Origin of the sequence: Pseudomonas prosekii (assembly GCF_900105155.1) — a bacterium.
GTDB classification, from domain to species: Bacteria; Pseudomonadota; Gammaproteobacteria; order Pseudomonadales; family Pseudomonadaceae; genus Aquipseudomonas; species Aquipseudomonas prosekii.
In genome coordinates this window covers 4448719-4461544 of the sequence record NZ_LT629762.1, presented here as the reverse complement: position 1 = coordinate 4461544, position 12826 = coordinate 4448719, and the positions used below count along the sequence as shown (strand labels likewise).

The following is a 12826-nucleotide window of genomic DNA, read 5'->3' as shown; positions in this document are numbered from 1 at the left end:
TCGTTACCCAGTGGTTGTTTATTTCGCACGCGGCGCTTTTCTCGCAAGCGGCATTATTTCTCAAGGATTACTCGATGACCTCCCAGGACACTGCTCAACGCCCGGCCCTGCGTTCGCAACGTTTGAACCAGATCACCAACGCGCCGCACACCAAACTGGACGCGCTGGTCAAGGCGCACGCGCCGTTTGAAACCCAGGCCAATTTCGCCCGTTTTGTGGTCGCGCAGTATTTGTTCCAGTCGGAACTGGTGGCGCTGTACAACGACGCCGAGCTGACCGCGATCGTCCCGGACCTGCCAGCGCGTTGCCGCGCCGAAGCAGCCAAAGCTGACCTCGCCGACCTGGACACCGAAGTGCCGGCGCCGGTGGCGGGCGCAGTGAAAAACCCAGGCAAAGCGGCGGCACTGGGCTGGTTGTTTGTTTCCGAAGGTTCGAAGCTCGGTGCCGCGTTTTTGATCAAGCGCGCGGTGGGTCTGGGGTTGAGCGAAACTTTTGGCGCGCGTCACCTCGGTGAGCCGGCGGGTGGTCGCGCGGAAGGTTGGAAAAGCTTCGTCAAAACGCTTGATTCGCTGGAGTTCAGCGCCCAGGAAGAAGCCGAAATCGAGCAAGCGGCGGTCGATGCCTTCAACCGCTTCACCGTGCTGCTGGAACAGGCCTACACCCCGGAACTCGCCTGATTACACACCCCCCTGTAGGAGCAAGGCTTGCCCGCGAAGAACGATAACGCGGTCTGTCTGTACCACCGCGCCGCTTTCTTCGCGGGCAAGCCATGCTCCTACAGGGTATAAATGTCGACCTTATGACCCGCAAACACCTCGCCTCTTCCAGACTCGCGCGCATCCTTTTTGGCCTGCTGGCCTACGTCAGCCTCGGTATCGGCTTGATTGCGATTGTCGTACCGGGCCTGCCGACCACCGAGTTCATCCTGCTCGCGGCCTGGGCCGCGACCAAGAGTTCGCCGCGCCTGAGTGCCTGGCTGGAAAACCATCGGTTGTTCGGACCGATCCTGTGCAACTGGCGCAACGGCAAGATCATCGCGCGCCGGGCCAAAGTCAGCGCCACCGTCAGCATGTTGCTGTGCGCGGGGTTGATGCTGGTGATGCTCGATCATGGCTGGCCGATTTACCTGGCGATTGCCGGGATGAGTCTGGGCAATGTGTGGATCTGGTCGCGGCCAGAGTCGGTGGTGCAAGCTTCCTGAAACCGCGGTGCCCGCATCGCGAGCAAGCTCGCTCCCACACTGGATCTTCGTCACAACACAAATCCCTGAGAGGGAGCTTGCTCCCACACTGGATCTTCGTCACAACACAAATCCCTGTGGGAGTGAGCCTGCTCGCGATGGCGGCAGTCGATTCGCCACAAAACCCCCGCAAACCTTTGCGTTGACCGCTCATCGGCTTTTCCTCATGCAACTGCGCCCCACGCCGATGGTTGAGGAATGGCGCTGAATGGACTTGGCGAGCCGGATCGTTTCCGACTCCAGGCCAACACCTCATCCATTCGCGAGTTCGCCCTATGTTCGACTCACTGTCCATCCGCCTGAAAATCGTTCTGTTGTCCGGTCTGTGCCTGCTCGGCGTGGTCGCGCTGATCGTCGGCATGAACATCTACCAGACCGACCGCAACGACGAACTCGTCAGCGCCTCCAGCAGCAAAATGCTCACCGCCAGCGTGCAAAACCTGCTGCAGGCCAAAGCCGCCGAGCAAGCCGTGCGCGTGCAGAAAACCTTCGGTGAAAACCTGCTGGTGGTGACGGCGCTGGCCGACCAAATCAAGGACCTGCGCAACCTCGCTGCCAAGCGTTCACTTGAGCCCGGCGCGCTGCGCGAAGAGTTGAACCAGAGCCTGAAAACCGCGTTCGAGCGCAACAGCAAAGTGCTCGGCATCTGGCTGGCGTTCGAGCCCAATGCCCTCGATGGCAAGGACAGCGAATTCGCCAACGACGCCGCCCGCCAGTCCAACGAGGCCGGGCGCTTCGCCAGTTACTGGAGCCGTGCCGGTGGCGCCGGGCTGAACACGATCATGGTCGAAGACGACATGACCAAAACCACCCTCAGCCTCAGTGGCACGCCGTACAACAGCTGGTACACCTGCCCTCGCGACAACAAACGCACCTGCTTGCTCGACCCTTACGCCGACACCGTCGGCGGCAAGGAAATGTTGATGACGACGATTTCCGTGCCGCTGCTGGTGGACGGCAAAGCCATCGGCGTGGTCGGCGTCGACATCGCGCTCGATGCGTTGCAAGCGGCGGCGGTGGATTCGCAGCGTGAGTTGTTCAACAACGCCGGGCACATGCTGATCGTTTCCGGCAGCGGCGTGCTCGCCGGTTACAGCGTCGACCCTGGCAAAGTCGGCAAAAACATCGGCGAAACCTTGGGCGCCGATGGCAAGGAAGTCCTGCAACTGCTCGGCAGCGGTTCGCCGAAGATCATCGAACAAGGTGACATGATCCGCGCGGTGTACCCGGTCAGCCCGATCAGCGATTCGAAAGCCTGGGGCGTGGTCATCGATCTGCCAAAACAGGTGTTGCTCGCCGACTCGGTGAAGCTGCAAGCAGTGCTCGATGACGCGCAGGAAACCGGCACCCTTCAGTCGCTGCTGGTCGCGGCGGCGGCGGGCCTGGTCGGCTTGCTGCTGATCTGGCTGACCGCGTCGGGCGTGACCCGGCCGATCAACAGCGTGGCGCAAATGCTCAAGGCGATTGCCAGCGGCGACGGCGACCTGACCCAGCGTTTGCACTACAGCAAAAAGGATGAACTCGGCGAACTGGTGAGCTGGTTCAACCGCTTCCTCGACAAACTGCAACCGACCATCGCCCAGATCAAACAGAGCATTACCGACGCGCGCGGCACCGCCGACCAGTCTTCGGAAATCGCCCGTCAAACCAGCGAAGGCATGCAAGTGCAATTCCGCGAAATCGATCAGGTCGCCACCGCGTCCAACGAAATGAGCGCCACCGCGCACGACGTCGCCAACAGCGCCTCGAACGCGGCGAATGCAGCCAAAGGCGCCGACCAATCGGCCCGCGATGGCATGCAGATCATTGAGCGCAGCACCCACAACATCAATCAACTGGCCGACGAAGTCAGCAAAGCAGTGACCGAAGTCGAGGCGCTGGCGGTGAACAGCGAGCAGATCGGCTCGGTGCTGGAAGTGATTCGCAGCATCGCCGAGCAGACCAATCTGCTCGCCCTGAACGCGGCAATTGAAGCGGCGCGGGCCGGTGAAAGTGGACGTGGTTTTGCGGTGGTCGCCGATGAGGTGCGCAACCTCGCCAAACGCACGCAGGATTCGGTGGAAGAAATTCGCGTGGTCATCGAGCGCATCCAGACCGCCACCCGTGGCGTGGTCGCGACCATGCATTCGAGCCAGACCCAGGCGCACAGCAACGCCGGGCAAATCCAGCAAGCGGTGCAGGCGCTGGGCAAGATCAGCGACGCAGTGACAGTGATCAGCGACATGAACCTGCAAATCGCCAGCGCCGCCGAACAGCAAAGCGCTGTGGCCGAAGAGGTCAACCGCAACGTTTCGGCGATCCGCACCGTCACCGAAACCCTGACCGGCCAAGCCACCGAATCGGCGCAGATCAGCAGCCAATTGAACGCACTGGCCACCCACCAGATGAAACTGATGGACCAGTTCCGCGTTTAACGATCCAGCACCCATCCCCGTGGGAACGAGCACTTGTGGCGAGGGGGCTTGCCCCCGCTGGAGTGCGAAGCGCTCCCAGAATTTACGACAGGTTCACGGCCGAAACGGGGGCAAGCCCCCTCGCCACAAAGCCTCGCGCGCCTGCGGGGATTTCATCCGGCGGCAGTTTTTTTTGTTCTATGATCGCCCTCTCGTTCCGGAGGGCCTTCGATGACTGATTTACTCACGTCCATTCAAGCCGCACTCGGCTTGCCGCACACCCCGGTCCCTTTCACCTCGAGCGGCGCCCTGCCCTCGGCGTTTGCCGTGACCGACCTCGCATGCGCGAGCATTGCCGCCGCTGGCCAGGCCCTCGGCGAATTGCTGCAGCAACACACCGCACGCACGCCGACGCTGGAAGTCGACCGGCGCCTCGCCTCGTTCTGGTTTGCCACTTCGATCCGCCCGGTCGGCTGGAACGTGCCGCCCTTGTGGGACCCGATTGCCGGCGATTACGCGACCAAGGACGGCTGGATTCGCCTGCACACCAACGCGCCGCATCATCGCGCGGCGGCGGAACGTATGCTCGGCGCCTGCCGCGACCGCGCCGCGATGGCGACTGCCGTGGCGAAATGGGCCAGCACCGATCTCGAACATGCCGTGGTCGAGGCCGCGGGTTGCGCCGCCGAAATGCGCACTTGGGCGCAATGGCAGGCGCATCCGCAAGGCATCGCGGTAAACGCCGAGCCGTTGATTCAGTTCAGTGAAAACCCGCGCTATCGGGCCAAAGCGTGGCAAGGCTCGGTCGCTCGGCCGCTGGCCGGGCTCAAGGTATTGGATTTGACCCGAGTGCTCGCCGGCCCAGTCGCCAGTCGCTTTCTTGCCGGACTCGGCGCCGACGTGTTGCGCATCGACCCGCCGACCTGGAACGAGCCGGGCGTGGTCCCGGAAGTCACCCTCGGCAAACGGTGCGCGCGTCTGGATTTGCACGACACGGCTGATCGCGCAGTGTTTGCGAATCTGCTTCAGGACGCCGATATCTTGCTCCACGGCTACCGCGCCGATGCCCTGGAACGTTTGGGTTTTGGCGCCGCTGAACGCCAGCGACTGGCCCCGGGCCTGATCGATGTGTGCCTGAACGCCTACGGCTGGAGCGGCCCGTGGCAGAATCGTCGGGGTTTCGACAGCCTGGTGCAGATGAGCAGCGGCATTGCTGCGGCGGGTCAGCAATGGAGCAACGCCGATAAGCCAACGCCGCTGCCGGTGCAGGCACTGGATCATGCCACCGGCTACTTGATGGCCGCCGCAGCGCTCAAATTGCTGGCACACGGAGGTTCGGCGCGGTTGTCGCTGGCGCGCACGGCGAAGCTGCTGATCGAGCACGGCGCCGGGACGGATCAGCCATTGCGCGCCGAGGATGACCGCGATCAGGGTTTGCTGGTTGAACAGACGCCTTGGGGGCCGGCGCATCGCTTGCAGGTGCCGCTGAAAATCACCGGCACACCGCTGCAATGGGCGATTCCGGCAACGGAACTCGGCTCACACCGCGCGCAATGGTGGTAACGGCGAAATCGCTTTCGCGAGCAGGCTCGCGCCTACAGTGAAGCGAGTTTTCCCTGAAGGAATGCGCTTACCTGTGGCAGCGAGCTTGCTCGCGAAGACACCGAACGAGCCGCTACAAATACCGGATCACAACGACAACATCCCGCTATACAACCCATAAGCCGCAAGCCCCGCGCCGCTGACGACGCAGGTGAAAATGCCCTTCTCGACATGGGTAAACAACGGCTGGCCCTGTTCGCGTTTTGCCTTGGCAAACAGGATCACCCCCGGCGCGTACAGCAGCGCCGACAGCAGCAGATATTTCATCCCGCCGGCATACAACAACCACACCGCATAAATCACCGCGATGGCGCTGATCAGCAAATCCTTGCCCCGCGCCTTCGAGGCATTTGCGTAGGTTTCGCCACGCCCGCTCAACAGCAGCGCATACGCCGCCGACCAAAGATACGGCGCGAGAATCATCGACGACGCGAGGTAAATCAGACTGGTGTAAGTCCCCGCCGAAAACAGCGTGATCAGCAGGAAAATCTGGATCATCACGTTGGTCATCCACAACGCATTGACCGGCACACGGTTGGCGTTTTCCTTTTTCAGGAACGCCGGCATGGTGTTGTCCCTGGCCGTGGCGAAGAGGATTTCCGCGCAGAGCAGCGCCCACGACAGCAACGCCCCCAGCAGCGACACCGCCAGGCCAATGCTGATCAGCAACGCGCCCCACGGGCCGACGATATGTTCCAGCACCGCCGCCAGCGACGGGTTTTGCAGCGTCGCCAATTCCGGCTGACTCATGATCCCCAGCGACAACACATTGACCAGCACCAGCAGCGCCAACACCCCGACAAAGCCAATCACCGTTGCCCGTCCGACATCGCTGCGCTTTTCCGCGCGCGCCGAGTAGACACTGGCGCCTTCAATGCCGATAAACACGAACACGGTGACCAGCATCATGTTGCGCACCTGGTCCATCACACCGCCGAAACTCGGGTTGCTGCGACCCCAGATGTCACGGGTAAAAATGTCAGCCTTGAACGCTACGGCGGCAATCACGATGAACATCACCAGCGGCACAATCTTGGCGATGGTGGTCAGCTGATTGATCAACGCCGCTTCTTTGATCCCGCGCAGCACCAGAAAATGCACGGCCCACAGCAGCACCGAGGCGCAGCCAATGGCGACCGGCGTATTGCCCTGGCCGAACACCGGAAAGAAATACCCGAGCGTGCTGAACAGCAAGACGAAATAACCGACATTGCCCAGCCAGGCACTGATCCAGTAACCCCACGCCGACGAGAAACCCATGTAGTCGCCGAAACCGGCCTTGGCGTAGGCGTACACCCCGGAATCGAGTTCAGGCTTGCGATTGGCCAAGGTCTGGAACACGAACGCCAGGGTCAGCATGCCGACCGCGGTGATCGCCCAACCGATCAGAATCGCCCCGGCATCGGCCCGCGCCGCCATGTTCTGCGGCAGGGAAAAAATCCCGCCGCCAATCATCGACCCCACCACCAGGGCGATCAACGCACTCAGGCGCAGCTTTTGCGTCGGTTGCGACATTCCTGACTTTTTCCTTTCTTCACTAATACTGCGTGAGGGCTTGGCCCCCAGCACAAATGAATGACGTTAATTAAATAAATAAAGCGTTTAAGCCCTTATTTATTAGTCAAAACTAACGTCTTTTATTTATAACCGATCAATCTAGCGCCACCGGTCGTAGCGCAGTTATGGGGATTAATTCTGATAATTCAATCCGCGCGGATTATATCCGACAAAACTTGCCAAACTGGAAATACCAACTAGTTTAAAGGCTCGATGCGCAACGCATCAGCCGCAGCTGACGGGTCGAAGGCTCTGGAACGAGGATTTCCAGTGATACCGTTATGATCGCGATTAGTTCACAAGTCTTTAATTAATCACGTAATGTGCTGATGCACTGATCCAAGTCAGCTGATCGAACATTAAACAGATTTACTCTGTTGTCCTCGCTTCTCCTGCATTGGAGTCATTTAATGTCTGATACCCCCGGAAAACTTCGACTTGGCGCACTGGTTGCGCTGGTTGTTGGCTCAATGATTGGCGGCGGGATCTTCTCTTTGCCGCAAAACATGGCCGCCAGTGCCGACGTCGGCGCGGTGCTGATCGGTTGGGCGATTACGGCGGTCGGCATGTTGACCCTCGCCTTCGTGTTCCAGACCCTGGCCAACCGCAAGCCGACGCTGGATGGCGGTGTCTACGCTTACGCCAAGGCCGGTTTCGGCGACTACATGGGTTTCTCCTCCGCGTGGGGTTACTGGATCAGCGCGTGGCTGGGTAACGTCGGTTATTTCGTGTTGCTGTTCAGCACCCTCGGTTATTTCTTTCCAATATTCGGCGAGGGCAACACCGTTGCGGCGGTGATCGGCGCGTCGGTGCTGCTGTGGGCGGTGCACTTTCTGGTGCTGCGCGGGATCAAGGAAGCGGCGTTCATCAACCTCGTGACTACGGTCGCCAAAGTGGTGCCGCTGCTGCTGTTTGTGTTGATCGCGGTCTTCGCGTTCAAACTCGAGATCTTCACCGCGGACATCTGGGGCACGCAAAACACCAGCCTCGGCAGCGTGATGAACCAGGTGCGCAACATGATGCTGGTCACCGTGTGGGTGTTCATCGGCATCGAAGGCGCGAGCATTTTCTCGGCCCGCGCGGAAAAACGCAGTGACGTCGGCAAAGCCACGGTCATCGGTTTCATCACCGTGCTGTTGTTCCTGATGCTGGTCAACGTGCTGTCGCTGGGGATCATGACCCAACCGGAACTGGCCAAATTGCAGAACCCGTCGATGGCTGCAGTGCTGGAACACGTGGTCGGTCACTGGGGCGCGGTGCTGATCAGCGTCGGCCTGATCATCTCGTTGCTTGGCGCATTGCTGTCGTGGGTGTTGCTGTGTGCAGAGATCATGTTCGCCGCCGCCAAGGACCACACCATGCCGGCGTTCCTGCGCAAGGAAAACGCCAACCACGTGCCGGTCAACGCCTTGTGGCTGACCAACGCGATGGTCCAGGTGTTCCTGATCATCACGCTGTTTTCCGCCAGCACTTACCTGTCGCTGATCTACCTCGCGACCTCGATGATTCTAGTCCCGTACCTGTGGTCGGCGGCCTATGCGCTGCTGCTGGCGGTGCGCGGCGAGACTTACGAAAACGCCCTCGCCGAGCGCCGCAAGGATTTGATCATCGGCGCCATTGCGGTGGTCTATGCGGTATGGCTGCTGTACGCCGGCGGGATCAAATACCTGCTGTTGTCCGCCCTGCTCTACGCCCCCGGCGCGATCCTGTTCGCCAAGGCAAAAATGGAAGTGGGCAAACCGGTCTTCACCAATGTCGAGAAGCTGATTTTCGCCGCCGTCGTGGTTGGCGCCCTTGTGGCGGCCTACGGGCTGTATGACGGCTTCCTGACTCTGTAACCGTTTAAATCTGGAGGATCACTGAATGACCACGGAAAAAATCAAGTACGGCGTCCATTCCGAGGCCGGCAAACTGCGCAAAGTCATGGTGTGCTCCCCAGGCCTGGCCCACCAGCGGCTGACCCCGAACAACTGCGACGAGCTGCTGTTCGACGACGTGTTGTGGGTCGCCCAGGCCAAACGTGACCATTTCGACTTCGTCACGAAAATGCGCGAACGCAATGTCGATGTGCTGGAAATGCACAACCTGCTGACCGACATCGTCGCGATTCCGGAAGCGCTGGACTGGATTCTGCAACGCAAGATCACCGCCAATTCGGTGGGCCTGGGCCTGGTCAACGAAGTCAGCTCATGGCTGCGCAGCCTCGAACCGCGCAAGATTGCCGAGTTCCTGATCGGCGGCGTGTCGGCGGATGACCTGCCGGACAGCTTCGGCGGCAAGACCATCGAGATGTTCCGCGATTTCCTCGGCCACTCGAGCTTCATTCTGCCGCCGCTGCCCAACACCCAATTCACCCGCGACACCACTTGCTGGATCTTCGGCGGCGTCACGCTGAACCCGATGTACTGGCCTGCGCGCCGTCAGGAAACCCTGCTGGCTAGCGCCATCTACAAATTCCACCCGGAATTCACCAACGCCGACTTCCAGGTCTGGTACGGCGACCCGGATCAGGAACACGGCAATGCCACGCTTGAGGGCGGCGACGTGATGCCGATCGGCAACGGCGTGGTGTTGATCGGCATGGGCGAACGTTCGTCGCGCCAGGCCATCGGCCAATTGGCGCTGAACCTGTTCAAGCACAACGCTGTGGAACGGGTGATCGTCGCCGGCCTGCCGAAGTCCCGCGCGGCGATGCACCTGGACACCGTGTTCAGCTTCTGCGACCGCGACCTGGTGACGATTTTCCCCGAAGTGGTCAGCCAGATCGTTGCGTTCACCCTGCGCCCTGACGACAGCAAACCGGGCGGCATCGACATTCGCCGCGAAGAAAGCAACTTCCTCGACACCGTCGCCGCGGCGCTCAATCTCAAGGCGTTGCGCGTCGTCGAAACCGGCGGCAACAGTTTCGCCGCCGAGCGCGAGCAGTGGGATGACGGCAACAACGTGGTGGCGCTGGAACCGGGCGTGGTCATCGGCTATGACCGCAACACCTACACCAACACCTTGCTGCGCAAGGCTGGCGTCGAAGTCATCACCATCAGCGCCGGCGAACTCGGTCGCGGTCGTGGCGGCGGCCATTGCATGACCTGTCCGATCATTCGTGACCCGATCGATTATTAATTACTGTGCCCTGCTGCGCGCCCATGAGGCGCGGAGCCGGCGGATAACCGAAACCCAAGGAGATCCAAAATGGCTTTTAACATGCGCAACCGCAGCCTGCTGAGCTTGATGCACCACACCACTCGCGAGCTCAACTACCTGATCGACCTGTCCCGCGACCTCAAGCGCGCCAAGTACACCGGCACCGAGCGTCCGCACCTGCAAGGCAAGAACATTGCGCTGATCTTCGAAAAAACCTCGACCCGCACCCGTTGCGCGTTCGAAGTCGCGGCCCACGACCAAGGCGCCCACGTCACCTACATCGACCCGGTGTCGTCGCAGATCGGTCACAAGGAAAGCATGAAGGACACCGCCCGCGTCCTCGGCCGGATGTTCGATGCCATCGAGTACCGTGGCTTCGCACAGGAAATCGTCGAAGAGCTGGCGAAGTTCGCCGGGGTCCCGGTGTTCAACGGCCTGACCGCTGAATTCCACCCGACGCAAATGATCGCCGACGTGCTGACCATGCGCGAAAACAGCGACAAACCGATGCATGACATCAGCTACGCCTACCTGGGCGATGCGCGCTACAACATGGGCAATTCGTTGCTGATGATCGGCGCCAAACTCGGCATGGACGTGCGCATCGGCGCGCCGAAAGCGCTGTGGCCGCACCAGGATTTCATCGACCAGTGCAAAGCCTTCGCCGAAGAAAGCGGCGCGCGCATCACCATCACCGAAGACCCGAAGGAAGCGGTCAAAGGCGTCGACTTCATTCACACCGATATCTGGGTGTCGATGGGCGAACCGGTGGAAGCGTGGGACGAGCGCATCGAGCAATTGCTGCCGTACCAGGTCAACACGCAAATGATGAAAGCTTCGGGCAACCCGCGCGTGAAGTTCATGCACTGCCTGCCGGCGTTCCATAACAGCGAAACCAAGGTCGGCAAAGACATCGCCGCGCGTTATCCGCACTTGGCCAATGGCGTCGAAGTGACTGAAGAAGTCTTCGAATCGCCAGCCAACATCGCCTTCGAGCAAGCGGAAAACCGCATGCACACAATCAAGGCGATTCTGGTCTCGGCGTTGGCGGATATCTAAAAGGCTGAACACATTTTTGTGAGCCGCCACTGAACCTGTAGGAGCGAGGCTTGCCCGCGAAGAGTCCATCAAGACCGCTGAAAAGCTTCGCGGGCAAGCCTCACTCCTACAGGGGATCATCGAACTCTGAAAGGACTGCATTATGCGTATCGTCGTCGCCCTGGGCGGTAACGCCCTGCTCCGTCGTGGTGAACCCATGACGGCGGACAATCAACGCGCGAACATTCGCGTGGCCACCGAACAGATCGCCAAAATTTACCCCGGCAACCAACTGGTCATCGCTCACGGCAATGGTCCGCAAGTCGGCCTGTTGTCGTTGCAAGCGGCGGCCTACACCTCGGTTTCGCCGTATCCGCTGGACGTGCTTGGCGCCGAAACCGAAGGCATGATCGGTTACATCATCGAGCAGGAACTGGGCAATCTGCTGGACTTCGAAGTGCCGTTCGCCACGCTGCTGACGCAAGTCGAGGTCGATGCCAACGACCCGGCGTTCCACAATCCGAGCAAACCGATCGGCCCGGTCTACGCCAAGGCTGAAGCGGAGAAGCTCGCCGCGGAAAAAGGCTGGGCGATTGCCCCGGACGGTGACAAATATCGCCGTGTCGTGGCCAGTCCACGGCCAAAACGCATCTTCGAAATTCGCCCGATCAAGTGGCTGCTGGACAAGGGCAGCATCGTCATCTGCGCCGGCGGCGGCGGCATTCCGACGATGTACGGCGCCGACGGCAAACTCGAAGGCGTGGAAGCGGTGATCGACAAGGATCTGTGCTCGGCGCTGCTGGCCGAACAGCTGGAAAGCGATCTGCTGGTGATCGCCACAGACGTCAGCGCGGCGTTTATCGATTTCGGCAAACCAACGCAAAAAGCCATCGCCCAGGCGCACCCCGACGCCATGGAAGAACTCGGCTTCGCCGCCGGTTCCATGGGGCCGAAGGTCCAGGCGGCGTGCGAGTTCGCGCGCAATACTGGCAAAGTTGCGGTCATCGGTTCACTCTCCGACATCGAAGCAATCGTCCAGGGCAAGGCCGGCACGCGCATCAGCACGGCGACGCCTGGTATTACTTATTTATAAGGAGAGACGCCAATGGCCACGTTCGAACCCGGTCACCTGCACTTCGAGCGCCACGCGCTGAATGGAGACGACGTCAGCTACAACCTGTGCCTCGACTACGAGGTGTCGGAAGATCCGCAGGAAGGCAAAGGCATGCAGTTCACCTTGCATGGCAGCGCTCAAGGCAAGGATTTTAACGAGTCGTTCTTTTTGCCCAAGGATCAGGCCTACAACTTCGCCAGCAACGTGACGAAAATCGTCGAGAAATACGGGATTCCGAAAACCCATAGCAGCATCGGTTCGGTGCACAAGCATTACGACGCGATGTTTGAAGATGTGCGGGTGCAACTGGACATGAAATCGGGTGATCCGGTGAAGCCTGAACACTTGGAGTGAATCCAGAGGCCACCCCTCACCCTAACCCTCTCCCCAGGGGGGAGAGGGGACTGACCGAGTTGCATATTCGAGCGACATCGACCTGAAAGCCCGAGTCGAACTCAGGCCTTGAAAGCAACAGAGATCGGCCCCCTTTCCCCCTCTCCCCTTTGGGGAGAGGGCTGGGGTGAGGGGTGGTTTTCAACTCCACCTCCAAAGGGATGAGGGGTTGCATATTCGAGCGACATCGACCTGAAAGCCCGAGTCGAACTCAGGCCTTGAAAGCAACGGAGATCGGCCCCCTTCCCCCTCTCCCCTTTGGGGAGAGGGCTGGGGTGAGGGGTGGTTTTCAACTCCACCTCCAAAGGGATGAGGGGACTGCCCGAGTTGCATGTTCGAGCTGCATCG

The 12826-nt window shown here is 60.5% G+C and carries 10 protein-coding genes and 1 pseudogene; 10 read left to right on the top strand and 1 reads right to left on the bottom strand.

The features are described 5' to 3' along the window. The first annotated feature begins 74 nt into the window (after positions 1-74). From BLU01_RS20285 to BLU01_RS20270, 5 genes and pseudogenes are all read left to right on the top strand, one after another. A complete protein-coding gene (locus BLU01_RS20285) occupies positions 75-677 on the top strand; it encodes a biliverdin-producing heme oxygenase (RefSeq protein ID WP_092278855.1) in 603 nt (200 codons plus the stop codon). 122 nt (positions 678-799) lie between these two features. Then, positions 800-1201, top strand: coding sequence for a YbaN family protein (locus BLU01_RS20280; protein ID WP_092278853.1), 402 nt, complete (start codon positions 800-802; stop codon positions 1199-1201). A 314-nt stretch (positions 1202-1515) separates the two neighbouring features. After that, positions 1516-2796: pseudogene (locus BLU01_RS28370) on the top strand (PDC sensor domain-containing protein); the annotation flags it as partial. Between the two features lie 102 nt (positions 2797-2898). Further along, positions 2899-3654, top strand: coding sequence for a methyl-accepting chemotaxis protein (locus tag BLU01_RS28365; protein ID WP_371918729.1), 756 nt, complete (start codon positions 2899-2901; stop codon positions 3652-3654). A gap of 210 nt (positions 3655-3864) precedes the next feature. Next, positions 3865-5196, top strand: a complete 1332-nt coding sequence (locus BLU01_RS20270; protein ID WP_092278849.1) for a CoA transferase — start codon at positions 3865-3867, stop codon at positions 5194-5196. 126 nt (positions 5197-5322) lie between these two features. Here the strand turns inward: BLU01_RS20270 and arcD (BLU01_RS20265) are convergent, their stop codons facing one another. Continuing rightward, positions 5323-6750, bottom strand: a complete 1428-nt coding sequence (gene arcD / locus BLU01_RS20265) for an arginine-ornithine antiporter (RefSeq protein WP_092278847.1) — start codon at positions 6748-6750, stop codon at positions 5323-5325. 452 nt (positions 6751-7202) lie between these two features. Between arcD (BLU01_RS20265) and arcD (BLU01_RS20260) the strand changes: the two genes are divergently transcribed. From arcD (BLU01_RS20260) to BLU01_RS20240, 5 genes are all read left to right on the top strand, one after another. Continuing rightward, the gene (gene arcD / locus BLU01_RS20260) at positions 7203-8630 is read left to right on the top strand and encodes an arginine-ornithine antiporter (protein WP_092278845.1); all 1428 of its coding nucleotides are present in this window, start codon (positions 7203-7205) and stop codon (positions 8628-8630) included. 25 nt (positions 8631-8655) lie between these two features. Beyond that, positions 8656-9912, top strand: coding sequence for an arginine deiminase (gene arcA, locus BLU01_RS20255; RefSeq protein ID WP_092278843.1), 1257 nt, complete (start codon positions 8656-8658; stop codon positions 9910-9912). Positions 9913-9981: 69 nt separating this feature from the next. Beyond that, complete coding sequence (locus BLU01_RS20250) at positions 9982-10992, top strand: ornithine carbamoyltransferase (RefSeq protein ID WP_092278841.1); 1011 nt, start codon at positions 9982-9984, stop codon at positions 10990-10992. A 142-nt stretch (positions 10993-11134) separates the two neighbouring features. Then, positions 11135-12064 (top strand): carbamate kinase, encoded by a 930-nt coding sequence (arcC, locus tag BLU01_RS20245; RefSeq protein WP_092278839.1) that lies wholly within the window; start codon positions 11135-11137, stop codon positions 12062-12064. A gap of 12 nt (positions 12065-12076) precedes the next feature. Further along, complete coding sequence (locus BLU01_RS20240; protein ID WP_092278837.1) at positions 12077-12439, top strand: DUF5064 family protein; 363 nt, start codon at positions 12077-12079, stop codon at positions 12437-12439. Positions 12440-12826: the final 387 nt, after the last annotated feature.